The sequence below is a fragment of the uncultured Zoogloea sp. genome (assembly GCF_937894855.1).
Classification (GTDB): domain Bacteria; phylum Pseudomonadota; class Gammaproteobacteria; order Burkholderiales; family Rhodocyclaceae; genus Zoogloea; species Zoogloea oryzae.
The window spans coordinates 1-23,981 of sequence record NZ_CALAYQ010000088.1 but is presented as its reverse complement, the minus strand read 5'-3'; the positions used below and the strand labels follow the sequence as shown (position 1 = coordinate 23,981).

At 65.7% G+C, this 23,981-nt stretch carries 29 protein-coding genes and 1 pseudogene; 15 read left to right on the top strand and 15 right to left on the bottom strand.

Annotated elements, in window-relative coordinates; genetic code table 11:
• From Q0672_RS23505 to hisD, 5 genes and pseudogenes are all read left to right on the top strand, one after another.
• Nucleotides 1-99: pseudogene (locus tag Q0672_RS23505) on the top strand (BolA family transcriptional regulator); the annotation flags it as partial.
• Nucleotides 100-114: 15 nt separating this feature from the next.
• Nucleotides 115-1,365 (top strand): UDP-N-acetylglucosamine 1-carboxyvinyltransferase, encoded by a 1,251-nt coding sequence (gene murA / locus Q0672_RS11500; RefSeq protein WP_153162377.1) that lies wholly within the window; start codon nt 115-117, stop codon nt 1,363-1,365.
• Nucleotides 1,366-1,379: 14 nt separating this feature from the next.
• Entirely contained in the window at nt 1,380-2,657 is a 1,278-nt protein-coding gene (locus Q0672_RS11495; RefSeq protein WP_298622291.1) for an AAA family ATPase, read from the top strand.
• 53 nt (nt 2,658-2,710) lie between these two features.
• Complete coding sequence (hisG, locus tag Q0672_RS11490; protein ID WP_153162375.1) at nt 2,711-3,355, top strand: ATP phosphoribosyltransferase; 645 nt, start codon at nt 2,711-2,713, stop codon at nt 3,353-3,355.
• Complete coding sequence (gene hisD / locus Q0672_RS11485) at nt 3,352-4,668, top strand: histidinol dehydrogenase (protein ID WP_298622288.1); 1,317 nt, start codon at nt 3,352-3,354, stop codon at nt 4,666-4,668. Before hisG ends, hisD begins: the two co-directional genes overlap by 4 nt.
• 109 nt (nt 4,669-4,777) lie before the next feature.
• On the opposite strand, the gene hisC is transcribed toward hisD, so the two are convergent.
• On the bottom strand, nt 4,778-5,860 hold the full coding sequence (hisC, locus tag Q0672_RS11480; protein WP_298622286.1) for a histidinol-phosphate transaminase: 1,083 nt from the start codon (nt 5,858-5,860) through the stop codon (nt 4,778-4,780).
• A gap of 110 nt (nt 5,861-5,970) precedes the next feature.
• On the opposite strand from hisC, the gene hisB reads away from it, so the two are divergent.
• From hisB to tatC, 10 genes are all read left to right on the top strand, one after another.
• Entirely contained in the window at nt 5,971-6,558 is a 588-nt protein-coding gene (hisB, locus tag Q0672_RS11475) for an imidazoleglycerol-phosphate dehydratase HisB (RefSeq protein ID WP_153162372.1), read from the top strand.
• The gene (hisH, locus tag Q0672_RS11470) at nt 6,558-7,196 is read left to right on the top strand and encodes an imidazole glycerol phosphate synthase subunit HisH (protein ID WP_298622284.1); all 639 of its coding nucleotides are present in this window, start codon (nt 6,558-6,560) and stop codon (nt 7,194-7,196) included. The genes hisB and hisH overlap by 1 nt, the downstream gene beginning before the upstream one ends.
• Nucleotides 7,197-7,262: 66 nt before the next feature.
• Nucleotides 7,263-8,009: a 1-(5-phosphoribosyl)-5-[(5-phosphoribosylamino)methylideneamino]imidazole-4-carboxamide isomerase gene (gene hisA, locus Q0672_RS11465; RefSeq protein ID WP_284186445.1), complete on the top strand. Its 747-nt coding sequence runs from the start codon at nt 7,263-7,265 to the stop codon at nt 8,007-8,009.
• Between the two features lie 3 nt (nt 8,010-8,012).
• A complete protein-coding gene (hisF, locus tag Q0672_RS11460; protein WP_298622282.1) occupies nt 8,013-8,771 on the top strand; it encodes an imidazole glycerol phosphate synthase subunit HisF in 759 nt (252 codons plus the stop codon).
• Nucleotides 8,768-9,157: a phosphoribosyl-AMP cyclohydrolase gene (hisI, locus tag Q0672_RS11455; RefSeq protein WP_298622281.1), complete on the top strand. Its 390-nt coding sequence runs from the start codon at nt 8,768-8,770 to the stop codon at nt 9,155-9,157. Before hisF ends, hisI begins: the two co-directional genes overlap by 4 nt.
• Nucleotides 9,154-9,480 (top strand): phosphoribosyl-ATP diphosphatase, encoded by a 327-nt coding sequence (locus tag Q0672_RS11450; RefSeq protein ID WP_153162367.1) that lies wholly within the window; start codon nt 9,154-9,156, stop codon nt 9,478-9,480. Before hisI ends, Q0672_RS11450 begins: the two co-directional genes overlap by 4 nt.
• 21 nt (nt 9,481-9,501) lie before the next feature.
• Nucleotides 9,502-9,849 carry a histidine triad nucleotide-binding protein gene (locus tag Q0672_RS11445; RefSeq protein WP_153162366.1) on the top strand — a complete coding sequence of 116 codons (348 nt, stop codon included), beginning with the start codon at nt 9,502-9,504 and terminating at the stop codon, nt 9,847-9,849.
• Between the two features lie 17 nt (nt 9,850-9,866).
• Nucleotides 9,867-10,085 (top strand): Sec-independent protein translocase subunit TatA, encoded by a 219-nt coding sequence (gene tatA / locus Q0672_RS11440; protein ID WP_153162365.1) that lies wholly within the window; start codon nt 9,867-9,869, stop codon nt 10,083-10,085.
• Between the two features lie 101 nt (nt 10,086-10,186).
• On the top strand, nt 10,187-10,726 hold the full coding sequence (gene tatB / locus Q0672_RS11435) for a Sec-independent protein translocase protein TatB (protein ID WP_298622280.1): 540 nt from the start codon (nt 10,187-10,189) through the stop codon (nt 10,724-10,726).
• A complete protein-coding gene (gene tatC, locus Q0672_RS11430) occupies nt 10,723-11,460 on the top strand; it encodes a twin-arginine translocase subunit TatC (protein WP_298622279.1) in 738 nt (245 codons plus the stop codon). The genes tatB and tatC overlap by 4 nt, the downstream gene beginning before the upstream one ends.
• 184 nt (nt 11,461-11,644) lie before the next feature.
• Here the strand turns inward: tatC and Q0672_RS11425 are convergent, their stop codons facing one another.
• The 14 genes from Q0672_RS11425 to Q0672_RS11360 form a co-directional block, all read right to left on the bottom strand.
• Complete coding sequence (locus Q0672_RS11425) at nt 11,645-12,223, bottom strand: recombinase family protein (protein WP_298622278.1); 579 nt, start codon at nt 12,221-12,223, stop codon at nt 11,645-11,647.
• Between the two features lie 213 nt (nt 12,224-12,436).
• Nucleotides 12,437-12,775 carry a hypothetical protein gene (locus Q0672_RS11420; RefSeq protein WP_228111927.1) on the bottom strand — a complete coding sequence of 113 codons (339 nt, stop codon included), beginning with the start codon at nt 12,773-12,775 and terminating at the stop codon, nt 12,437-12,439.
• A 2-nt stretch (nt 12,776-12,777) separates the two neighbouring features.
• Entirely contained in the window at nt 12,778-13,065 is a 288-nt protein-coding gene (locus Q0672_RS11415) for a DUF6516 family protein (protein WP_153162360.1), read from the bottom strand.
• A gap of 184 nt (nt 13,066-13,249) precedes the next feature.
• Complete coding sequence (locus Q0672_RS11410; protein ID WP_298622277.1) at nt 13,250-14,833, bottom strand: YfjI family protein; 1,584 nt, start codon at nt 14,831-14,833, stop codon at nt 13,250-13,252.
• A complete protein-coding gene (locus Q0672_RS11405; protein WP_153163736.1) occupies nt 14,830-15,237 on the bottom strand; it encodes a hypothetical protein in 408 nt (135 codons plus the stop codon). The genes Q0672_RS11410 and Q0672_RS11405 overlap by 4 nt, the downstream gene beginning before the upstream one ends.
• On the bottom strand, nt 15,234-15,560 hold the full coding sequence (locus Q0672_RS11400) for a hypothetical protein (protein WP_298622276.1): 327 nt from the start codon (nt 15,558-15,560) through the stop codon (nt 15,234-15,236). Before Q0672_RS11400 ends, Q0672_RS11405 begins: the two co-directional genes overlap by 4 nt.
• Nucleotides 15,557-15,736 carry a hypothetical protein gene (locus tag Q0672_RS11395; protein WP_298622275.1) on the bottom strand — a complete coding sequence of 60 codons (180 nt, stop codon included), beginning with the start codon at nt 15,734-15,736 and terminating at the stop codon, nt 15,557-15,559. The genes Q0672_RS11400 and Q0672_RS11395 overlap by 4 nt, the downstream gene beginning before the upstream one ends.
• A complete protein-coding gene (locus tag Q0672_RS11390; RefSeq protein ID WP_298622274.1) occupies nt 15,733-16,002 on the bottom strand; it encodes a hypothetical protein in 270 nt (89 codons plus the stop codon). Before Q0672_RS11390 ends, Q0672_RS11395 begins: the two co-directional genes overlap by 4 nt.
• Nucleotides 16,003-17,476: 1,474 nt before the next feature.
• Entirely contained in the window at nt 17,477-20,419 is a 2,943-nt protein-coding gene (locus Q0672_RS11385; protein ID WP_298622273.1) for a DUF927 domain-containing protein, read from the bottom strand.
• Nucleotides 20,420-20,740: 321 nt separating this feature from the next.
• On the bottom strand, nt 20,741-21,016 hold the full coding sequence (locus tag Q0672_RS11380; protein ID WP_298622272.1) for an AlpA family transcriptional regulator: 276 nt from the start codon (nt 21,014-21,016) through the stop codon (nt 20,741-20,743).
• Nucleotides 21,013-21,201: a DNA-binding protein gene (locus tag Q0672_RS11375; RefSeq protein WP_298622271.1), complete on the bottom strand. Its 189-nt coding sequence runs from the start codon at nt 21,199-21,201 to the stop codon at nt 21,013-21,015. Before Q0672_RS11375 ends, Q0672_RS11380 begins: the two co-directional genes overlap by 4 nt.
• Nucleotides 21,202-21,318: 117 nt before the next feature.
• A complete protein-coding gene (locus Q0672_RS11370) occupies nt 21,319-22,011 on the bottom strand; it encodes a hypothetical protein (protein WP_298622270.1) in 693 nt (230 codons plus the stop codon).
• Nucleotides 22,012-22,119: 108 nt separating this feature from the next.
• A complete protein-coding gene (locus tag Q0672_RS11365; RefSeq protein WP_298622269.1) occupies nt 22,120-23,376 on the bottom strand; it encodes a tyrosine-type recombinase/integrase in 1,257 nt (418 codons plus the stop codon).
• 191 nt (nt 23,377-23,567) lie between these two features.
• Nucleotides 23,568-23,981 (bottom strand): DUF933 domain-containing protein (locus Q0672_RS11360; RefSeq protein WP_298622268.1); only part of this gene is annotated, 414 nt, incomplete at its 5' end.

Here is a 23,981-nt window from a genome sequence, read left to right as displayed (position 1 = left end):
GCCACCCTCGGCAAGCTGATGGGCAACGAGATCCACGCCCTCCAGCTCAACACCTACACCCCCGCCCAATGGGCCGAATTTCAGAAGGAACTGGGCTGATCGCCCGGACTGTCGATGGATAAACTTTTGATTGCCGGCGGCGCCCGCCTGTCCGGCGAGATCGCCATTTCCGGGGCCAAGAACGCCGCCCTGCCGATCCTCTGCGCTGCGCTGCTGACCACCGAGCCGGTCACCTTCACCAACGTGCCGCGCCTCAACGACATCGGCACGCTGCTGCGCCTGCTCGAGCAGATGGGCGTCAAGGTCACCCGCGATGGCGACACCGTCACCCTCGATGCCGCCGGCGTGAACAACCCGGTCGCCTCCTACGAGATGGTCAAGACCATGCGCGCCTCGATCCTCGTGCTCGGCCCGCTGGTGGCGCGCTTCGGCGAGGCCCGCGTGAGCCTGCCCGGCGGCTGTGCGATCGGCGCCCGTCCGGTGGATCAACACATCAAGGGCCTGCAGGCCATGGGCGCCGAGGTGAAGGTCGAGCACGGCTACGTGCACGCCAAGGTGCCGCGCCTCAAGGGCGCCCGCCTGTTCACCGACATGGTCACCGTCACCGGCACCGAAAATCTGATGATGGCCGCCTGTCTGGCCGATGGCGAGACCGTCATCGAGAACGCCGCCCGCGAACCCGAAGTCGTCGACCTGGCCAACTGTCTGGTGGCGATGGGCGCCCAGATCTCCGGCGCCGGCGGCGACGTGATCCGCATCCGCGGCGTGAAGGCCCTCCACGGCGCCACCTACCGGGTGATGCCCGACCGCATCGAGACCGGCACCTACCTGTGCGCCGCGGCCGTCACTGGCGGTGAAGTGCGCCTCACGCAAACCTCCGGCAGCTACCTCGACGCCGTCATCGACAAGCTGATGGATGCCGGCTGCGAGATCGTCACCGAGCGCGATGCGATCCGCCTCACCGCCCCGGCGCGCCTCAACGCCGTGAGCCTGCGCACCGCCCCGTATCCGGCTTTCCCCACCGACATGCAGGCCCAGTTCATGGCCCTCAATGCGGTGGCCGACGGCACGGCGGTGATTCGCGAGACCATCTTCGAAAACCGCTTCATGCACGCGGTCGAGCTGCAGCGCCTGGGCGCCGACATCAAGATCGACGGCAACACCGCCTTCGTGAAGGGCGTGCCGCGCCTGCAGGGCGCCACCGTGATGGCGACCGATCTGCGCGCTTCCGCCAGCCTGATCATCGCCGGCCTGGTGGCCGAAGGTGAAACCACGGTCGAGCGCATCTACCACCTGGATCGCGGCTACGAGAAGCTCGAAGCCAAGCTCGCGGCGCTGGGCGCCAACGTCCGCCGCCTGAGCTGACCGGCCTGCCCGCCGTGGAAGCGTGGATCGTTTCGCTGGCGGGCAGCAACCCTGTGTTCTCCGGCGGGCTCGCCCTGGGCCTGCTGGGGGCCGTGGCCTACTGGCTGAAGGACGCGCTGCCCGCCACGGCGGTCTTCCTCAGCCGCTACATCGTCTCCACCGTCACCGTCGACAACCGGGACGAGATCCTCTTCCCGACCGTCGTCGAATACATGCACGCCCGCGACGTGCTGCGCCGGATCAACCAGTTCACCGTGCGCGCGGTGAAGGATTCCGACGCATATCAGAGCTTCTCCGACGACCTGCGCCAGGGCGTGCGCCCGCGGGCCTTTTTGTCGCCGGCCGAGGGCTTCCACATCTTCTGGCTGGACGGCCGGCTGATGTGGATGAAGCGCGAGGTGAGCGTCGGCCAGACGATCTTTGAGAAGATCACCCTGTCGTGCTTCGGGCGCGACAAGTCGGTGTTGGAAGCCTTCATCCACGCTGCCATCGAAGAGCGCGTCGCCCGCGAGCTCGACAAGATCGCGATCTACATCCCCAACCCCTACACCCACGGCGACTGGTCGCGGGCGCGGCTGGGCAACAACCGCCGGCTGGCGTCCATCGTCCTCAAGGCCGGGCAGACCGAGCAGATCCTGGCTGACCTGGGCCGCTTCTTCGCCGACAAGGCCCGCTACGACGACCTGGGCATTCCCTGGCGGCGCGGCTACCTGCTGTACGGCGCGCCGGGCACCGGCAAGACGTCGCTGGTCACCGCATTAGCCTCCGAGATGCGGCTCAACGTGTGCAGTCTGTCGCTGGCCGCGTCGGGCATCACCGACGACAAGATCGGCAGCCTGCTGGCCAGTGTGCCGCCGCGCTCGATCATCCTGATTGAAGACGTGGACGCCTTCTTCCGCCAGCGCGAGCAGCAGAGCCAGCAGGTCAAGCTGTCTTTCTCGGGCTTCCTCAATGCGTTGGATGGCGTGGCGGCTCACGAAGGCTCGGTGGTCTTCATGACCACCAATCACCCGGAAACCCTCGACGAGGCGCTGGTGCGATCGGGCCGGATCGACTTCCGGATGGAACTCGGCCCCTGCGACCGGCATCAACTGGCGGGGATGTTCCGCAAGTTCCACGACGACCCGGCGCTGGCCGAGGCCTTTGCCGCCGCGCTGCCCGAAGGCGAGCTGTCGCCGGCGGCGGTGCAGGAGCGGCTGCTCAAGGCCCGAAGCCCCACCGAGGCCTTTGTCCGCTTCGATCTGCCGGTGCCCGCGGGGCTTGCCGGCGCTGCGGTAACGGCGGCCGACTGACGGCCACCCCCGCGATCGGCTAAAATCACTTTTTGCTCAGACAGATCATCACCTTGAACGGCATCACGCTTGCCCTTTCGAAGGGCCGAATCTTCGAAGAAACCCTGCCGCTGCTCGCCGCCGCAGGGATCACGCCGACCGACAACCCTGAAACGTCGCGCAAGCTCATCATCGGCACCAATCGGCCGGACGTGCGCCTTGTCATCGTGCGCGCCACCGACACGCCGACCTACGTCCAGTACGGCGCCGCCGACCTCGGCATCGCCGGCAAGGACGTGCTGATCGAGCATGGCGGCGCCGGCCTGTACCAGCCGCTGGACTTGAACATCGCCAAGTGCCGGCTGTGCGTGGCGGTGCCCAAGGAGTTCGACTACGCCGCGGCGGTCAAGCGCGGCGCGCGCATCCGCGTGGCCACCAAGTACGTCAATGCGGCCAAGGCGCACTTTGCCGCCAAGGGCATGCACGTGGATCTCATCAAGCTCTACGGCTCGATGGAGCTCGCGCCGCTGGTCGGCCTCGCCGACGCGATCGTCGATCTCGTCTCCACCGGCGGTACCCTCAAGGCCAACAACCTGGTCGAGGTCGAGGACATCATGCCCATCAGCTCCCGGCTGGTGGTCAATCAGGCCTCCCTCAAGCTGAAACGCGAACTCATCCAGCCCGTGCTGGAAGCCTTTGCCGGAGCCATCAAGCCATGAGCGAGCAGATCCGCCGCCTGTCGTCCGCCGAACCCGGCTTTGCCGCCACCCTCGACGCCCTGCTGGCCTTCGAAGGCAGCACCGATGCGGCCATCGAACAGGCCGTCGCCGACATCCTCGCCGCCGTGCGCAAGGACGGCGACGCGGCGGTGGTCGAATTCACCCGTCGCTTCGATCACCTCGACGTGGCCGACATGGCCGCGCTCGAACTGCCCCGCGCCGAGCTCGACGCGGCGCTGGCCGGCCTGCCCGCCGAGCAGCGGGCCGCGCTGGAAGCCGCCGCCGCCCGCGTGCGCAGTTACCACGAGCGTCAGCGCATCGAATCCTGGAGCTACACCGAAGACGATCCCGCCATGCGCGGCACGCGCCTCGGCCAGCAGGTCACCCCGCTGGACCGCGTCGGCCTGTACGTGCCGGGCGGCCGCGCGTCCTACCCCAGCTCGGTGCTGATGAACGCCATCCCGGCCAAGGTGGCCGGCGTGGGCGAGCTGATCATGGTCGTGCCCACCCCGCGCGGCGAGAAGAACCCGCTGGTGCTGGCCGCCGCGGCGATCACCGGCGTGGATCGCGTGTTCACCATCGGCGGCGCCCAGGCCGTGGCCGCGCTGGCCTACGGCACCGCGACGATTCCGCAGGTGGACAAGATCGTCGGCCCCGGCAACGCCTACGTGGCGAGCGCCAAGCGCCGGGTGTTCGGCACCGTCGGCATCGACATGGTCGCCGGCCCGTCCGAAGTGCTGATCATCTCCGACGGTTCCGGCAACCCCGATTGGGTGGCGATGGATCTCTTCGCTCAGGCCGAGCACGACGAGCTCGCCCAGTCCATCCTGCTGTGCACCGACGAAGCCTTCATCGGCCGCGTCGAGGCCAGCATCGCGAAGCTGCTCCCCGAGATGCCACGCCGAGAGACCATCGCCACGTCGCTCAAGAACCGCGGCGCGCTGGTGCTGGTGCGTGATCTGGCCGAAGCCTGCGAGATCGCCAACCGGATCGCGCCGGAGCACCTGGAGCTGTCGCTGGCGGAGCCCGGCCCGTGGGTCGAGAAGATCCGCCACGCCGGCGCCATCTTCATCGGCCACCACTCGGTCGAAGCGCTGGGCGACTACTGCGCCGGCCCCAACCATGTGCTGCCCACCATGCGCAGCGCGCGCTTCTCGAGCCCGCTGGGCGTGTATGACTTCCAGAAGCGCACCAGCCTCATCGAGGTGTCGGAGGTCGGCGCCCAGACCCTGGGCAAGGTCGCGTCGATCCTCGCCCACGGCGAAGGCCTGCAGGCTCACGCCCGTTCGGCGGAGATGCGCCTGAAGGGCTGATTGATCGAATGATTCGATCAAACCTATCGAATCATTCGATAGGTTTTGCCGGGACAACAAAAAGCCGCGTTCTAGGACGCGGCTTTTTGTCATCTGAAGGCCCCAAAAATCAGCCGAGGATGGCCTTCAGCGCATCCACCAGCAGCGTGCACTGTTCATCCGTGCCCACCGTGATGCGCAGAAACTGGTCGATCCGCGCCGCCTTGAAGTGGCGCACGATGATGCTGCGCTCCCGCAGGCGGGCCGACAACGTGGCCGCGTCGTGGCCAGGATGACGAGCGAACACGAAGTTGGCCGCCGACGGCAGCACCTCGAAGCCCAGCCCCGCCAGATCGGCAGCGAGGCGCTCGCGGCTGACGATCACCTTGCGGCGGGTTTCGTCGAACCACGCCTCGTCATCCATCGCGGCGCTGGCGCCCACCAAGGCGAGGCGATCCAGCGGGTAGGAGTTGAAGCTGTCCTTGACACGGGTGAGTGCCTCGATCAGCTCGGGCTGGCCGATGGCAAAGCCCACCCGCAGGCCCGCCAGCGAGCGCGACTTGGACAGGGTTTGCGTGACCAGAACGTTCGGGAAACGACGCACCAGCGCCACCGCCGTGGGGATCGCGTCGAGACCGCCGAAATCCACGTAGGCCTCGTCGATCACGATGGGCGCGTCCGGCAGCGCGGCGGCGAGGCGCTCGACCTCGGCCAGCGGCAGCAGACGGCCGGTGGGGGCGTTGGGGTTCGGGAAGATCACTGCGCCGGCGTCGCCCGCGAGGTAATCATCGACGCGGATCGAGAAGTCGTCGGCGAGCGGCACGACGCGGTAGTCGATGCCGTACAGCCCGCAGTACACCGGGTAGAAGCTGTAGGTGATGTCCGGGAAGAGCAGCGGCTTGTCGTGCTTGAGCAGCGCCTGGAAGGTGTGGGCCAGCACCTCGTCGGAGCTGTTGCCCACGAACACCCATTCGGCCGGCACGTCGAAGTGGCGGGCGACGGCGGCCTTGAGCTGGCTCCCGAGGGGGTCGGGGTAGAGCTTCAGGCGGTCGGCATCGGCGCCGAGTTCTGCGTGGATCGCGGCCAGCACGCGGGGGCTGGGCGGGTAGGGGTTTTCGTTGGTGTTGAGCTTGACCAGGTTGGCGAGCTTGGGCTGCTCGCCCGGAACATACGGGGTCAGGCCGTGAACGACGGGGCTCCAGAAGCGGCTCATGGCGATCGACTCGGGCGGCGGTTTGCGCCGCAAGGGACGGTGAAAACGCTAAATGCTATCATGGCCGTTCTCATTACCTCGTTTCGACCGTTTCTCCTGGAAAACCCCCAATGCGGCAAGCCGAAATCTCCCGCGACACCCTTGAGACCAAGATCCGGGTCAAGATCAACCTGGACGGTTCGGGCAACAGCCAGCTCAACACCGGCATCGGTTTCTTCGACCACATGCTCGACCAGATCGCCCGTCACGGCGCCTTCGATCTCGAGATCGAATCCGTCGGCGACCTGCACATCGACGGCCATCACACCGTGGAAGACGTGGGCATCACCCTCGGCCAGGCCTTTGCGAAGGCGGTCGGCGACAAGAAGGGCCTGACCCGCTACGGCCACGCCTACGTGCCGCTCGATGAAGCCCTCTCCCGCGTGGTGGTCGATCTGTCCGGCCGCCCGGGCCTCGAATTCGACATTCCCTTTACCGCCGCGATGATCGGCGCCCTCGACACCCAGCTGGTGTATGAATTCTTCCAGGGCTTCGTGAATCACGCCGGCGTCAGCCTGCACATCGACAACCTCAAGGGCCGCAACGCGCACCACCAGTGCGAGACCGCCTTCAAGGCCTTCGGCCGCGCGCTGCGCATGGCGGTGACGCCCGATCCGCGCCAGGCCGGCGTGGTGCCGTCCACCAAGGGGGCCCTGTGATGAGCAAGGTCGCCATCATCGATTACGGCATGGGCAACCTGCGTTCGGTGGCCAAGGCCATCGAGCACGTCGCCACCGGTGCCACCGTCGTCGTCACCGCCGATCCGGCCGAAGTGCTGTCGGCGGATCGCGTCGTCTTCCCCGGCCAGGGCGCGATGCCCGACTGCATGCGCGAGCTCGACGCCCGCAACCTGCGTCCGGCCGTGCTCGAAGCCGCGCGGAACAAGCCTTTCCTGGGCATCTGCATCGGTCAGCAGATGCTCTTCGATCACAGCGAAGAGGGCAACGTGCCCGGCCTCGGCATCTTCAAGGGCGAAGTGCGGCGCTTTCCTGCCGACAAGATGGTGGCTGCCGATGGCGCCCGCCTGAAGGTGCCCCACATGGGCTGGAACGAAGTCTGGCAGAAGCAGGCTCACCCCCTGTGGGCCGGCATCCCCGACGGCGCGCGCTTCTACTATGTGCACAGCTACTACGTCGATCCCGCCGATCCGGCCATCGTCGCCGCGACCACCGACTACGGCATCCCCTTTACCGGGGCGGTAGCGCAGGCTAATATCTTCGCCATCCAGTTCCACCCGGAAAAGAGCGCCCAGGCAGGTCTGCAGCTGCTGTCCAACTTCATGTCCTGGAAGCCCTGAATCGCTCCCCATGGGTAGCCAAATCCATCCCGTCGTTCCGTTCCCTCCCTTACCGCACTTCTTCCTATGCTGCTGATTCCCGCCATCGACCTCAAGGACGGTCACTGCGTGCGCCTTAAGCAAGGCGAAATGGATGCCGCCACGGTCTTCTCCGAAGACCCGCGTGCCATGGCCCGTCACTGGGTCGAGCAGGGCGCCCGGCGCCTGCATCTGGTGGACCTCAACGGCGCCTTTGCCGGCAAGCCGAAGAACGAAGCCGCCATCAAGTCGATCCTCGAGGAAGTCGGCGACGAGATCCCCGTCCAGCTGGGCGGCGGCATCCGAGACCTCGACACCATCGAGCGCTATCTTGACGCGGGCCTCACCTACGTGATCATCGGCACCGCCGCGGTTAAGAACCCGGGCTTCCTGCACGACGCCTGCAGCGCCTTCGCCGGCCACATCATCGTCGGCCTCGACGCGAAGGACGGCAAGGTGGCGGTGGATGGTTGGTCCAAGCTCACCGGCCACGATGTCGTCGACCTCGCCAAGAAGTTCGAGGACTACGGCGTCGAAGGCGTGATCTACACCGACATCGGCCGTGACGGCATGCTCTCCGGCGTGAACATCGAAGCCACCGTCAAGCTCGCCCAGGCCCTGCGCATCCCCGTCATCGCCAGCGGCGGCATCGCCACCCTGACCGACGTGGAAGCCCTGTGCGCCGTCGAGTCCGAAGGCGTGGCCGGGGCCATCACCGGCCGGGCGATCTACGAAGGCACCCTCGATTTCGGCGCAGCCCAGGCCCGCGCCGACGCCCTCAACGGGGCCGCCTGATCCATGCTCGCCAAACGCATCATCCCCTGCCTCGATGTGAACGCCGGCCGCGTGGTCAAGGGCGTCAATTTCCTTGAGCTGCGGGATGCCGGCGATCCGGTCGAGGTCGCCCGTCGCTACGACGAGCAGGGCGCCGACGAGATCACCTTCCTCGACATCACCGCCAGCTCCGACGACCGCAACATCATCCTGCACGTGGTCGAGCAGGTGGCCGAGCAGGTCTTCATCCCGCTCACCGTCGGTGGCGGCGTGCGCACCGTCGACGACGTGCGTCGGCTGCTCAATGCCGGTGCCGACAAGGTCAGCATCAACACCGCCGCGGTCAATAATCCGCAGGTCGTGGCCGACGCCGCCCACAAGGTGGGCAGCCAGTGCATCGTCGTCGCCATCGACGCCAAGCAGGTTGCGCCGGGCAAGTGGGAGGTCTTCACCCACGGCGGCCGCAACCGCACCGGCCTCGATGCCGTCGAATGGGCCCAGAAGGTGGCCGAGCTCGGTGCTGGCGAGATCCTCCTCACCAGCATGGACCGTGACGGCACCAAGAACGGCTTCGACCTCGGCCTCACCCGTGCCGTGTCCGACGCGATCTCGATCCCGGTCATCGCCAGCGGCGGCGTGGGCAGCCTCGATCACCTCGCCGACGGCGTCACCCAGGGCCGTGCGGATGCCGTGCTGGCCGCCAGCATCTTCCACTTCGGCGACCACACCGTGCGCGAAGCCAAGGAGCTGATGCGCGCCCGCGGCATCGAGGTGCGTCTGTGAGCACCGCCTGGCTGGAAGAACTCACCTGGGACAAGGACGGGCTGATCCCCGCCATCGCCCAGGATGCCGAGACCGGCGACGTGCTGATGTTCGCCTGGATGAACCGCGACGCCCTGGCGCGGACGGTCGAGACCGGCGAGGCCGTCTATTTTTCAAGATCCCGCGGCAAGCTGTGGCACAAGGGCGAGGAGTCCGGCCACACCCAGAAGATCCGCGAGATCCGCATCGATTGCGACAACGACGTGGTGCTTCTGAAGATCGAGCAGGTGGGCGGCATTGCCTGTCACACCGGGCGGCGCAGCTGCTTCTTCCAGAGATACCTCGCCGACGGCCGCTGGGAGGCCGTTGATCCGGTTCTGAAAGACCCGAAGGAGATTTACAAATGATCGATATCGAAGTGCTGCACCGGGTGTCCGAGACCCTGGCTTCCCGCAAGGACGCAAGTCCCGAGTCGTCCTACGTTTCCGGCCTGTTCCACAAGGGCACCGACGCCATCTGCAAGAAGGTCGCCGAAGAGGCCGCCGAAACCATCATGGCCGCCAAGGACAAGGATCTGCTGCATGTGGTCTGGGAGGTCACCGACGTGTGGTTCCACACCATGATCCTGCTGCATCACTTCGGCTTGTCGGTGGACGACGTGCTCGCCGAGTTCCGCCGTCGCGAAGGCGTGTCGGGCATCGACGAGAAGAAGGCCCGGACTGCAAACTGACGAAAACCGGTAAGGATTCCCATGCAGGATTGCCTGTTCTGCCGTATCGTTCGCGGCGAGATTCCCGCCGCGAAAGTCTATGAAGACGAAGAAGTCCTGGCTTTCCGGGATATTCAGCCGCAGCGGCCTGTTCACGTGCTGGTGATCCCGAAAAGGCACATCACCTCGCTGGCGCACGCTACCGAGGCAGATATCCCCGTGCTGGGGCGGATGCTCGCAGTGGCCAACCAGATTGCCGTCGATCAAGGAAGTACCGACGGCTTTCGGTCCATCATTAACACAGGCCGCGTCGGCGGGCAGGAAGTCATGCATGTGCACATGCACATCGTAGGCGGGCAGGAGCCGGTCGGGCCGATGCTTAAACGGTAGTTTTCCAGGAGATTCAAATGGGTTCCTTCAGCATTTGGCATTGGCTGATTGTTCTGGTCATCGTCATGCTCGTGTTTGGCACGAAGAAGCTGCGCAACATCGGCCAGGATCTGGGCGGTGCGGTCAAGGGCTTCAAGGACGGCATGCGCGAAGCCGAGGGCGACGCTAGCCAGAAGATCGCCGATGGTGGCAAGCAGACCATCGACGCGGAAGCCCGGGACAAGAGCAAGTCCTGATTCCTGGCCCGCAGCCGGCGCGGAAGGGGCGCTATCCAGCCGCCCCTTTTTCGTTTCTGGTGCCGGCTCTCCGGGTTGTTTTGATAAGTTAGGCGAAGCGGATGTTCGATATCGGTTTTTCCGAACTCGTGGTCATCGGGATCGTGGCCCTTCTGGTGCTCGGCCCAGAGCGTCTGCCCAAGGTGGCGCGTACCACGGGTCACCTTCTGGGGCGTCTGCAGCGGTATGTCTCCGACGTGAAGTCGGACATCAACCGCGAGATGCAGCTCGACGAGCTCAAGCGTCTGCAGGAAGAGGCCCGCACTTCGGCGATGGCCTTCGAGTCGTCGGTTCGCAGCGAGATCGCGGGCGTGGAGAGCAGCGTCAATGCCTCCGTGGCGTCGGCTTCGTCGGCGGTGGCCGATCTCGAGAAGAGCCTGACGTCGCCGTCCGAAGCCGCGCCCGTCGATGCGCACGACACCGCTGCTGCACAACTGGACCGTCAGCTTGCCGAGGCGGACGCCCATGCCGGGCCGATGCCATCGTTCGCGACGACGCCACCGGTCGAGCCTGCCGCCGCGCCTCCCGGGCCCGCTGCCCCGGAGCCCCAGCTGGGGTTCGATTTCGTCCCGCCTTCTGACTCCAAGAATCCCAAGTCATGAGCGCCCAGGAAGACACTTTCATTTCCCACCTCATCGAACTACGCGACCGCCTGCTGCGGGCGGTGGTGGCGGTGGTGGCGGTTTTCGTCTGCCTGATGCCCTGGGCCGGCGACATCTACGACATCCTGGCTCACCCGATGATGCAGGCCCTGCCCGAAGGCACGCGGATGATCGCCACGGGCGTCGTGACGCCCTTCTTCGTGCCGATGAAGGTCACCCTGCTGGTGGCTTTCGTGATCGCGCTGCCTTTCGTGCTCTACCAGGCCTGGTGCTTCATCGCCCCCGGCCTCTACGCCCACGAAAAGCGCCTGGGCCTGCCGCTGGTGGTGGGGAGCACCATCCTGTTCCTGGCGGGGATGGCCTTCTGCTATTTCTTCGTGTTCGGGACGGTGTTCAAGTTCATCGCCCAGTTTTCGCCCAAGAGCATCACCCCAGCGCCGGACATCGAGCAGTACCTGGCCTTTGTGATGTCCATGTTCCTGGCCTTCGGCATCACCTTCGAGGTGCCTGTGTTCGTGATCGTGCTGACCAAGATGGGCATCGTCGATGTGGCCAAGCTGAAGGAAGCGCGGCCTTACGTGATCGTCGGCGCCTTCGTGATCGCCGCAGTGGTGACGCCACCGGATGTGGTCTCCCAGCTGATGCTGGCGATTCCCATGTGCCTGCTCTACGAACTGGGGATCTTCCTGGCGCGCTTCGTCACGAAGCGCGAGCCAGAGGCTGTGGCCGAGTAGGCCAGATAACAAAAGCAAAGGGCGCTGCAGCGCCCCGTTTGCACGGCAGAAAGGGCGTCCCGAGGGGCGCCCTTTTTGCTCAGACGTTGGACGGGAAGTCAGGCCACGCAAACCCTTTAAATGCAGCTCTTGGGTTCTCTCGGTTGCCAGTTTGTACCCGGCCCCGTACCCGGTTTTGACGCGGTTATTCTGTATGCCTCGCCGCTTGCAGTGAGCAGGCCCGCTTTACGCTCGCTGCTGAGATGCCGAAGTGATCCGCAGTCGCCTTGATGCTGGCGGAGTTCTCGGCGCGCCAGGTGGCCACGGCGGCATCATCAATGGCCTTGGTTCGCCCAAGGCTCTTGCCTTCGGCCCTTGCTCGCTCAAGCCCTGCGAGCTGGCGGGCCTTGAGGTTTTCCCGCTCCAGTTCCGCCACCGCAGCCAGCATCGTGAGCATGAGCTTGCCGGCCGGGGTCGCCAGGTCGAAGCCTTCCCGCATCGAGACGACCGAGACGCCCTTCGCCTTCAGGGCTTCCACCGTCGAAAGCACGTCAATGGTGTTGCGGCCCAGACGGTCGATTGCCGCGACGATCACCACGTCACCTTCGCGCACGTAGGCGAGCAGAGCGGACATGGCCGGGCGCTGGGTGGCGGCCACCGCACCCGATACGCCGTCATCGGAGAACCACTTCCCCACGGTGTAGCGGGTCGAAATGGTGCGGCGCTGGTTCTCGCAGGTTTGGTCGTCGGTGGAGACGCGAACGTAGGCGACGATTGCAGACATGGCAGGCTTCCTTCCGGCTCAAAATCTATGGGTCAGATGTTAGCCTGGCTCAAAAATCAAAGCAACTTTTTTGAGCTATAGGGGAAGTGCCCCTCTTGGGGTAGCTCAAAAGGTAAGGGTTTTGATCTACTCGAAAGGTTCACACCGGGCCAGAAAGCACGACGCCGGGGCGTGCCCGGCGTCGGTCTGGTCGAGAACAGGGAAGGGGGTGATCTACGCGGCCCGGCGTAGGTGCATGTCCACATGAATGTCGTCGAAGGGGCACACCAGCCCGCCCCGGTCGGTGCGTTCGATCAGGCCGAGTTCCACCAGCACCCCCGCATCTTCATGGACGCGCTTCACGTCGCGTTCAAGCCGGCGGGCAAGCTCCCTTACCGCCACCTCGCCGACCCCCTGCAAGGCGTGGAGCATGGCCCATCGGTTTTCGGTCAGGCGGGCAAAGAAGGCGGCGGGGCTTTCAAAGTTGAGGGTTTCGCCCTGGTAGGCATCGGCCGCGAAGGCGGCACCCGCGGCGGCGCGAAGGGCTGACCGCCAGTCGGGGTTAATCGTCACGGTTAGTGTTCGCTTTTCCATCGCTCCACCTCCTGAATGAAGTCATCGATCAGCCTATCAACGCCGGCAAAGGCATAGGGCCGCTCTTCGTCGCCGACGTGCTTGTGATCGCCCTTGCCGCGTTCGTTGTCGAAGCCGACCACACGCCGGCCTGCCACCACATAGACGAGCCGATACTTGAAGCGGTGTTCGGACGGCGGCACCGGATCGGGCACCCGCCACACGACCATCTCAAGCCCGGTTCCATCCTCGGCGATGTCACGGAAGCGGGTTATCAGCTCGGCTTTCATGTTGGCGAATGTGCCAACATGAACAGGCGTTGTCAATCGTGCCAACAATCCGGCATGTGGCGCCTGTGCCACTCCCGAAAATTTCCCTCATACCCCCCTGCGTGGTCACTGCCAAAACTGCCAAATTGAGAAAAGACAGTTTTGGCAGTGCCCGCCCGGCACGTATGGGCGGTTTTTTCTGCAATCAGTGCCGGGCCGGCGGGTTCGCCTTGGGGTTGGCGAAGTACAGCGTTCGGGGCTTGGTCCGGGTCGGTTCCTGCCACGCCTCTAGGTGCCCCAGCTCAACGAGCAGATCAAGCCCGGAAGCGACCCGCTTTTGATCGGCCAGGCCGGACCATCCCCGGCGCCACACGTCCCGGCTGCCGAACCCATCCCGCGGCAGATCGCCCTTCTTGATCCGCTCCACGATCCGCCGGGCCGCGTCGGCCTCGCCGTCGTGGGCCATGCCGTAGCAACGGCGGGCATGGCTTTCGAGATAAACGGCCCAATGCAGGGCGCGCAGGGTGGAGGCGAAGCCCACCGGGCCGGCGTGCCCGTCCGCCAGGTGGAAGGCCAGGGCGAGGGCGGGAACCAGCTTGCGGTACTTGGCAAGGTGGCTTTCGAGGGCCGGGAACAGATCGCCACCCCGCAAGCCCGCCTCAAAGCCCGTGCGCCAGTCGGTGAAGGCTTCGAGGGCGTCCGGGGCGAGGCGCAGGAAGGGCGGCGCGTCGGGGGCGTCCTGCTCGGCACCGCGGGCCAGGGCATCGAGCACGTCCAGTTCATCAAACACCGCAAACGCCTGCACTTTGGCCGGGCCATCCGGCAGGCGGTCGATATTCCGCCACGGCCCGCCTGTCTCGGGCCACACCAAGAGGCCGAAGCGGGCGAGCATCCCGTCATCGGACCGCCCGCCACGCATCGCAGCGCGCAGGTATTCGCCCAGGGGGCCGGGCTGGGCACCGCCCACCACACCCAGGCACACGGCCGATACCCGCCGATGCCCGCGTCCGATGCGGTCAAAGGTCCATCCGTCCTTGCCGTTCCAGCCCGTCATGAGGAAGGCGCGCAACTCGGCGGCGTCCTCTCGATCCAGCCCGGCCAGCCAGGCCGGCAGTTCGTCCCGCACCACCAGCAGGCCGCGGGGGTTCTCGATCAGCTTTTCGGCCAGGGCTTCGACGGTGGCGGAGGCCACGGTGTAGCGGCGCAGGATGGGCGCGTCGTCGCCATCGGCTTGAAGGAAGCTCGCCACGTCCACCAAGGCGTTCGGGTCTTTGCGTAGCGCCCTGGTGGCCTCGCCCTTGCGGGCTTCGGCGCGGGCCTTGGCAATCTCGGCTTCTGCCTTCCATTGCCCTTGGGCGGCGGTCCATTCGTCCAGGGCGCGGGCTTCCAGGCGCACCAGCGGGGCGAGGGCCGCAGACATGGCGGGGGATTTCATCATCCCCGGCCGGCCGACGATGCAGCCCCACAAGTTGGGGAATTCCTGCCAATCGCTCAGCGCCTGCGGCCGGATCGCGCAGCGCCGGCCAATCAGGTTGCCCAGGGCGGCCACCATCGGCACGGCGACGAAATCCGGCGGGCATTGCATCCGCTCGGCCACGTCGGCCACCCAGGGGCGCAGGCGATCCGGCAACAATGCCGCGTCAAAGGGCGCAACCGGCGCCAGCCCTTCGGGGATGGGCTGCGGATCGGGCCACGATGCCGCCGGCCAGGTGCGCGGGTCGCCCAGGGCCGGGGCCAGGGCGGCGCGTTCGGCCGGCGTGGCGGGGGTGAAGGTGGGCGGGGCGGTCATGGTTGCACCTCCACGCCGCGGGCCTCACTCACGATGAACACCGCGGCCGGCGTGCCGCCCGGCTGCAGCAGGATCAGCCGTTTGGGCTGCACCGCGACCAGCTCGGCCAGGAGGTGGCGCAGGCGGTCGGCATCGGGGGGCGAGGGCGTCACCACCAGCACCGACAGGGCCGCCAGGTAACGCCAGTCGAGGCGGCAAGGGTGCATGTCGGGCGGGCAGCAGATCGCTGGCCCCAGGGCCGTAACGGGTGCCACCGGCCAGCGGTCGAGATACACCGCTACCTGCCGCCCCGCCGGCACCAGATCGCGGGCGCGGGCATCGGCCAGGGGGCGGGCATGGGCCGGCAGACGTCGACCCGGCGAGCACCGCCAATAGATGCGCGGGTCGGGGTGCGGGGCGGTCATGGCGCCACCCCCGGCACAGCTAGGCGCAAGGCGTCGGCGAGGGCGTCGAGGGCACGCCCGCAGGCTTCAACACGGGCCGGGCTGGTGTCGGCCAGCACGCCCACCGTAAGAAAGCCCGCATCGATCCAGCCGGCCACCTCGGCGGCGGCCAGGTAAAGGGCCGGGGCGGCGGCAATCAGGGCCTCGTTGGCGTCAGCCTCTTCGAGCGGGCCGGCGCCGTAGAACACTTCGCAGATCGCCACCAAACGCCCGCCACGATCCGCGGCAATGGTGCGGTGACCGATGCGACGCCAGGGGGCCGGGGTGAAGGCGGGGGCGGTCATAACAGCCCCCTTTGCTGGCGCTGCATCGGCACCGGCTGGGTGATGGGATAGGGCCGGGCCACGCTGGCGGGCGCTGCCGGCGCGGCGGCAGTCAGGAAGGCAGACAGGCGCACCGGGCCGACGGTGTTGTGGGGAGAAGGGACCGGCTTGGAGCGGGCGTAAAGGGGGGCTGTCATGGCCGGCACCCTTTTACGGTCGCCAAAAGGGCGGCGTTCAGTTCGCGGATTTCGCCGGCAATCATGTCGCACGCCCACATGTAAGCGTCCTGCAGATCGCTCGACATGGTGCGGAAGGCTGCGCCTTGCTCGCCGTAGGTCATGGCAAGCAAGGCGGAAAGCTGGCGCTGCCGGGCGGCAATCTGGTCGGCGATGTCGCCGGCCTTTACGCCAGGTGCGAGGGCATAGACCGGGCCGGCAGCGGTGAAGGTGAATGGCGTGCTCATGCTGCAGCCCTCCATCCGAAAGCCACACGCCAGGCCAGCACGGGGCCGACGAAGGGGCGCAGGGCGCGGTAGAGCTTGAGGGAGAAAACCGGGGATACGGGCGCGTGCATACGTTTGCACGCCAAGGCAGGGGTTGCCATGGTGCGGACTCCTTTGTCTTGGGACTGAATCCACCCCTCGCTTCCAAACGGGGGGCGGGCCAAAGCGGGGTTGGAAGACCGGGACAAAGGAACCGGCAGGCCGAAGCCTCCCCGCCCGGCCCGCCATTGATCGAGGGCGCACCACGGGCGTACGGACGCAAAAAAAGCCGCTGGGCGGCTGGGGTCCGCCTTTGTCGTTCGGGCTTCCAAACCCGGTCACCACTGTTTAGGCGACGGCCGGAGTATCCGCCCGCCTTCGTGAACGCGTCAAGCCCCGATACCGAAAAGCCGGGTGGGGAAGGTTCGGCGCCAGACTGCGCAGGGCGAGGGCCGAAGGGTTGAAGTGTTCCCACTGTTCCCACTTAGTGAACTGAGAGTGGGAACAACCACTATTCCCTGAAAGCCGCGCCCCGTCTGGCTTCCCGGCGTTTGTTCCCACTGTTCCCAGTGTTCCCACTGGTTTTGAGCGTGGCGGGAGTAGCTGCCCGCGTCGGCGACGGTCTAACCGCCCTGCAGACCCAGGCACGGCAAGGGCTTCGGGTCAGTCAAGGCAGGTTCGGTGCTGGCGACGCTGCCGGTGATTGACCACGGGCTGCAGGGGCCGCGTTCGGTGTGCGGGTAATGAAAATCGCAGCCCTGCCGCCAATCGCTGCAGGACAGCCTATTTCCTCTGACCCCCCAGGGGGTATTTTTTTGACCCCATAAATTCGGGCCTAAGCGCCCGGTCCGGCTTCGTGTAGGCGTGGACTTTTGAGCCCCTCCCCCCTGTTCATTTCGCGGCGCTGCCAATAAATAGCAACGGCCGGTCTAGGGTCGGATGGCCCTCAACATTCTGACACCCCCCCATTCAAGCCCGCGCCCGCTGGCGCTGCGATCACTGGAAGGGATGCAACAGCCAGGCTTCGCAGGTTGCCCCGCCGTCGTCGGGGTGCTGGCGTAGGGGATGCCCGGCCGTGTAGGCGTGAGGAAGATCGGCACGCCCCCCGCAGTAGCCGTCTGAGAGCCCCGGCCGTCGCTGGTGGGCGCATGTCTTGCACGACGGTTCGACAGGTGTTTTATGCGGCGCAGATTGCCTTTCAACCCCACCCCCAGCCGGCGCTGAAAATTCCAAATGATTGCAATTTTCGCTATCGTCTACCCTCGCCCATTCAAAAGCGGTGGGAACAGTGGGTACAGTGGGAACACTTTTTAAAAGCTGTTCTTGTTCAATGGTTTGCGGTGCCGTTTTTGTTCCCACTCCCTTCAAGTTTGTTCCCACTTTTTGTGGGAACAAACCCGCTAAACAGGGGTTTTCGGGGGTTTGACGGGCCGAATCGGCCACCAGTGACGCCCAATCAATCTTCACCGTCGAGCCCTTCCAATATGCTGGGGGCAAGCAGATAGAATCGCCCCGGCTTGGCTGCGCCGGGCTCTCTCGCTTTGCATTGAAGGTGGGCGCCATCCCGCACCAGCAGGCCACGGGCGGCCAGCACCTTGGCGACCTGTGCCGGGTCAAACCCGCTGCACAACTCGCCCTTGAAGGCCGCGGGGTAAATCAGGTACTCAAAGACGTGATCGGCTTCATTGAGGCTTGCCGTCTCCTTCGTCGGACGTTTCCACCCGGCCCGGTTCATCGTCCGCGGGGCGTGCGTATCCGTCACGCTGGGGCGTCGCCAGTCTTCCAGGCGGGTGCCGGAGTTGGCCTGAATCCACGCCTGCACCTGCTCCAACATCTTGCGGGGCTCGCGGTCTTCTTCGCCGCCAAAGGCGCGCAGCCAGTCGGCAAACATACGGAAAGCCGCTCTGATCGCCTCGCCCTGCGGCCACCCCGTCAGGCCCCATTCCGTGGCCTTCTCGCCTGCGTAGGCCACCGCGGCAAAGCGCGTTGCAGCCCGGATCGCCTGCCCGCCGGCTTTGTCCGACAGGGCGCGGGCCTCGAAGGCGCGGCGCAGTTCTTCGAACTGCCGGGGCATGGCTTCCCGCTCGGCAATCACTCGCCGGATGAACTCGGGGTATGCCGTTCCGTAGTGCTTGGCGGCGTTGCGCTGCAGGGTTTCGGAGAAGCGGGCGCCATCGGGCAGGCCGTGTAGCGCATCCCAGCAGCCGAAGCCGGCGCCGGCATCGGCCGGCAGCTCGCAGAAGCGCACCTCCTGGCCGGCGTAGGCGCGCTCCTGATTCTCTTCCAAAAACTGCGTGAGGCCGATTTCCCCGTTCGACTGGAAGAGCAGGGAGAAGGAGGCCGTTTCCCGCAGCCCCCCGGCGGCTTGCCCTCGCCCTTTCCCCTGGCCGCTGGTGAGCATGTAGGCAGCTTGGGCCACGTCCCGCGGGTTACCGGCCTGCTTGAGTTCATCGAGCAGGAGGGGCGCGTCACAGTGCCCGGCGGCCACGCCCTCAATCGCGGTGGCGGTCAGCAGCCATGTGCGGCGATAGGTGGCCGGCCCGCACAGGCTCGCCGCGGCGTAGAGCAGAGACGACTTGCCCAGGGAGCTACCGCCGGCCCAATGGAAGCCGCCCGAGATGTTGGGATGCAACCAGCACAGGCCACCCGCAAAGCCCGCCGACAAGGCGAACACCGCCCGGCTGTTGCCCACCGCCAGGGCAGCGACGTTATCCCGCCAGTCGGCCAGGGTACCGGCGCTCTTGAACTGAGCGTGCCCGCTGCCTTGCGCCTGGTGCAGCCAGAGTTCCGCCCCAGGGGCGGCCAGCGGGTCGACATCGCCACTAAGCACAAAAGACCAGCGGCCCGGCTCGCTTACGTCGTCATGCCAGCCGATGCGCGTGGTGAGGCGGGCGCGGGCATCGGGGCGGGAGCGGTTCACGTACATCTTGAGCAGCCCGCCTCTGTTGTCGCCGATAAACAAGCCCTGCTGCCGCAGTAGTCGGGCCAGGGTTGAGCCATCACCTTCGAGCATTTCGTCCGGCACCAGCACCCGGCGGCGCCTGCCGTCGTGGTCGTTGAAGGTCGCCAGGCGTTGCCAGTTCTCGCCGCGGGCGTCGCGCACCTGGTGCGTGATCTCCAGCGGTGCGCACACGAACTGCTCGACGGTTTCCCAGCCCTCGCCGCGTCGTTCCACTTTCAGGCGATACACCCCGCGGCCGTCGTTGCCGTCGCGCAGCTCGAACACCTCGCCGCCTGTGGGCGCCGGCGCCGCCTTGGCTTTTGGCTTGCGGGTACGCTTGGCGGGCTTCTCAGGTTCATCCGAAGGCGCAGCGGGGGCGGTTTCCGGGCCGCTGGTGGGTGTGTCGGCTTCGGGTGCAGGGGTCGGCGCGGCATCGGGCGTTTCGTGCGCCTGCGGGGCCGGAATCGAGGCTGCCGCAGCTTCGAGGATCGCCCGCACGGCATCGAGGCCGGCGAGGGCGTGCAGGTCGTTGAAGTCGGTCGCGCGCTCGGGCCGATCCGGGCCGAACTCAGGTACGGCCACGACGCCACCCACCGCACGGGCTGCAGCTTCGGCCTTTGTCCGGCCGGGGTTGCCGGCGGTCTGGTGATCGTCGTCGGCACAGATGATGAAGCGCGCGCCGGGGTGGGCATCACGCAGGGCACGGGCTACGGGTTCGAGGCTGCCGGCATCGAAGGCCACCGCCACCGGCCAGTTCGTAGCCAGGTAAACGGTCGCTGCTGTTGCGTACCCCTCAGCGACACATAATGGTAGGCGTTCGGTCAGCTCGCCGATTAAATGCAATTTGCCTAATTTTTCTCCGTTCGTGAGAAAGCATTTTTCTAAGTCCTCCAGCTTTTCCGCATAGATTGCCTGCAGGCTGTGCAGGGTGCCCGACGGGCTGCGCATGGGCAGCAGCAGGGCATTGGGAATGCGTTCCTCCCGCCATTCACCGGGGCGCACCTCCCGCCACTTGGGCCAGGTGCCCACCCGCAGGCCGAAGGACGGCACACCTTTACGTTGCAGATAGGGGTGATCGTCGGGCGCCGGCTTGGCGCTGTTCCACAGGGCATGGGCCTTGCGGCGGGCCTTTTCCCGCTTGGCCTTGGCTTCGGCCTCGCGTGCGGCCCGCTGGGCTTCCAAGCGGGCACGGTTGGCGGCTTCCTCTTCGGGGGTGAGGCTACGGCCGATGTCGGCCCGCCAGTTTTCCCAATCGCGGCCATCCTTGAAGTTCTGGAAGCCACCGGCCGGCACACCATCGAGGTGCAGGAGGTAAGCCCCGTCGTTTTTGCCTTTGGGGCCGTCTTGCAGCTCGCAGCGGTGCAGCTTGCCGTCCGCATCGATGCGGTCCGGCAGGCGCAGGCCGCGGGCTTCGGCAGCGGTGCGGAACTGGGCGAGGATCGAGGCAGTATCGATCATACGATTAACCACCTCCCTTTTCGGCGGCTTCAACGCGTGCGGTCAGGGCGTCCAGACTTTCGCCAAGGCGGCCCTCAGGTGCCGGCAGTCTCAGGGCGCGAGCCCTCGCAATGACCGATGCTTCGCACCCCCGCCAATCGTCACCCGGTGCAGACGCCTGCACGGTTTTCCGCAGGCGCTCAACGGCAAGCCAGATTGCCCCCAGCAGGCGTAGAACAAGGGGAATGGCCCGGCCAGGCTTGCCGCAGAGTGGAGCAAGCAGGGCGGCGGCTTGGTGAAGATCATCGGCCAGCGAAGGGGCGGGGGCGGTCTTGATGGCACTCATTTCCACGACTCCCCGTTCAGTGTCTTGCGCAACTCGCCTACGTTCCAGGCGGTGACGGCTTCAGAGAGCTTGCGGGGGGCGGGCAGCGTGCCCCGTTTCACCCGGCGCCAGACGGTTGCGGGTGACGAAGCGAAGAGAGCGACCACCACCGGCAGGCGCACATAGCCGGCGTCCGGCAGGCGGTCGAAGTTAGCCAGGGCGTCGGGGATGGGGGCGGCGGAAGGGGCCGGGATGGAGGCAGACGTCGCCAGGGGTGAGGGGCGCAGCTTCATTGTGCTGCCCCCTGCTTCTGCGGCGTGGTCAGTCGCTTGACTGCATCGTCAGGCCATATCAAGCGCCCATTGGGGAGCTTGCGGGGCCGCAAGCCAAAATAATGCCCATCGCGGCACAGGGCCGCCCGTAGGCTTTGCGGCTTGAGGTGAAGCAGCGTCGCAAGCTGCTCGGTCGTAATACCCATTTCGTTGAACTCCTTTCAACCCGGATAGGTCGGGCGAGATGCAGTTCAACAGAGTGAGGAAACGGAAAGAACAAAGAGGAAATCTGAGGTAAATCTGATGTGAATCTGAGGCTTCAGCTACCTGATCCTATGAATTCTGGTTGCAATATGGGGCGTAGCGGGCACCCCATCTGACTCTGACCACTTGGCTAAACAACCGGCCTCGATTTTTTCGAGGTAATACATTCCACGCTCTCCCGCGGAGCACCCTTTCACCCAATCCTCCATCCGATTGAAATCTGAAACGAGGCTTGGAAAACGCAGGCCAAGCTTTTTGATGATGGCTGAGCGCTTCATCTTCTGGCCGCCGCATTGGGAGGGCGGTAACGTGTCAGCATGACCCGCGTCAGCGGTGATTCGCCCACGTACCAGCTGGTACGAAAGCGACTCAGGAGAGTCAAGCCACGCCCTGACCATGCTGCTGGACTCAACCCCGTAAAGCCGCAAACACTCAGCAGCGGACGTACGGCAAAGCCCAGGTTCCGGCGCATTGTCTCGGATAACCGTTACACCATGTTCGCCAAACCATTCCCCCCATTCAAAGCTCCACGTCGCCCTTAGAAAGTCAGCACGGGCGCGGCCGTCGTCCTCGAATTGAATGGCCGAAAACTCACCAATCGATAGCTCATCCGGCCAGCCGTCGCGCCCATCGAACCCGGCAATTCGGCCAGCTTTCATCAGTTCTGCGGTAGGCAATGTGTCTGCCGCAACATCGTTCCGGTCTGCAAAGAACCGAGTTACGTTAGGCTCATCGTTGTCATCGTGCATCATCGCCCCTTCGTGCGCCCTTCAATGAAAGGTGCCGCGCCAGCCGGGTGAAGGTGCCCGGTGTTCCCCCCGTCGAGGTAGGCGCGGCGTGCTGCTCGGTTGATCGTCAGTTCATGCGGCGCGGCCGTGTATCGGTACGACGTTTGCCCCGGCTTTCAACTGGTCGAGTAGGTCGGCCCACTGCTGCATCATTCGGCGACGGTCTTCGAGGTGTTCGGCGTGGTTGTAGGTTCGTCGAACCGCGTTCGCGTCGGCGTGGGCAAGCTGGCGCTCGATCCAATCCGATGGAAACCCCATTTCGTTCAGACGCGTGCTGCCCGTGGTCCGGGTTGCGTGGGGGCTGTATTTGCCCGACCAGCCCAGCGAATGCAGCGCCTGGCGGAAGGATTCAACGGCCATCGGGCGGGCGCGATCATCACGACCGGGGAATACGTGGGTCAGGTGCCCTGTGATGCCGTGCAGGGCGCGCAGGGTGGATACGGCTTGAGCGGGCAAGGGGATTGTGTGCGGCTTGCGTTTCTTCATCCGTTCCGCAGGGATGCGCCATAGCGCGGCGTCGAGGTCGAATTCAGACCATTCCGCTTCCACGGCCTCAGAGGGGCGGCACAGGGTGAGCCACATCAACAGGAAGGCGCCGCGTGTTTCGTGGCGTCCGCCGTGCCCGTCCATGTCCCTGAAGAGCCGTCCGATCTCTTCCAGTTCCAAGGGGCGCTTATGCTGCGTCTTGTTGGCGGGCAGGGCCTTCCGCACCGGCTGTACCGGGTCGGTGTCGGCGCGCAGTGTTGAAACCGCCAGGTCGAACACGCTGGACATGGTGCGTTTCACTTCATCGGCAACGCTCGGCCCGTTTTTCCCGTGGGCGGTCTTCAGCACATCAAGAACATGGGCTGGCGTGATCTGCTTGACCGGCAGCGCTCCTATCTTCGGGAAAACCACTCTGGTCAGGGTGTCGAGGCGGCGGGCCTTGGTGGTTTCCTCCCAGTCTCGCATTGCGACCCATTCACGGGCCACGACCTCGAAGGTGTTGTTGGCGTCCTGCTGCGCCCGGATCTTGTTGAGTTGGCGAGCGTGGGCGGGGTTAATGCCCTGCTTGACCAGTGCCCGGGCCTTGGCGCGCTCCTCGCGGGCTTCGGCCAGGGTGAAGCACCGGCCGGCACGGCGGGCTTCGGCCTCCTCGGGCGTTTCGCCAGTGGGGGCGGTCACGTACTCGCCGACGGCGAACATGGACTCCTTGCCGTTCAGCTCGAAACGGTAGCGCCAGGCCTTCACGCCGTTGGGCTTCACCTCAAGCACCAGCCCGTTTCCATCCGTGAGCTTGTAGGGCCGTTCCTTGGCTTTCGCGTTCCTGCACTGGGTATCGGTCAGCAAGGCAAATACTCCTTTGTAGCTGTACCCGGCCTATTTTCCGGGTAAGAGTTTTTGTACCCGTGAACTTACCCGGTAAATGGTGAGATTCCAAGATGCGTCATGATACGCGGTGAAAATAAAAAACCCCGCAACAGCGGGGCTTTCTGGGGCTTTTGATACAGCGTGATCTGCTGTGATCTAAGGGTGCATGCTTAGACGTTGAACAGAAAGTTCAGTACGTCGCCATCCTTCACCACGTATTCCTTGCCTTCGGAGCGCATCTTGCCGGCTTCCTTGGCGCCGGCTTCGCCCTTGTAGGCGATGAAGTCGTCGAAGGAGATGGTCTGGGCGCGGATGAAGCCGCGTTCGAAGTCGGTGTGGATCACGCCGGCGGCCTGGGGGGCGGTGTCGCCCACGTGGATGGTCCAGGCGCGGACTTCCTTCACCCCGGCGGTGAAGTAGGTCTGCAGGCCCAGCAGCTGGTAGCCGGCGCGGATCAGGCGGTTGAGGCCCGGTTCTTCGAGGCCCAGATCGGCCAGGAAGGCCATCTTGTCCTCGTCGTCCAGGTCGGCCAGTTCGGCTTCGATCTTGGCGCACAGGGCGACGACCGGGGCGCCTTCCTTGGC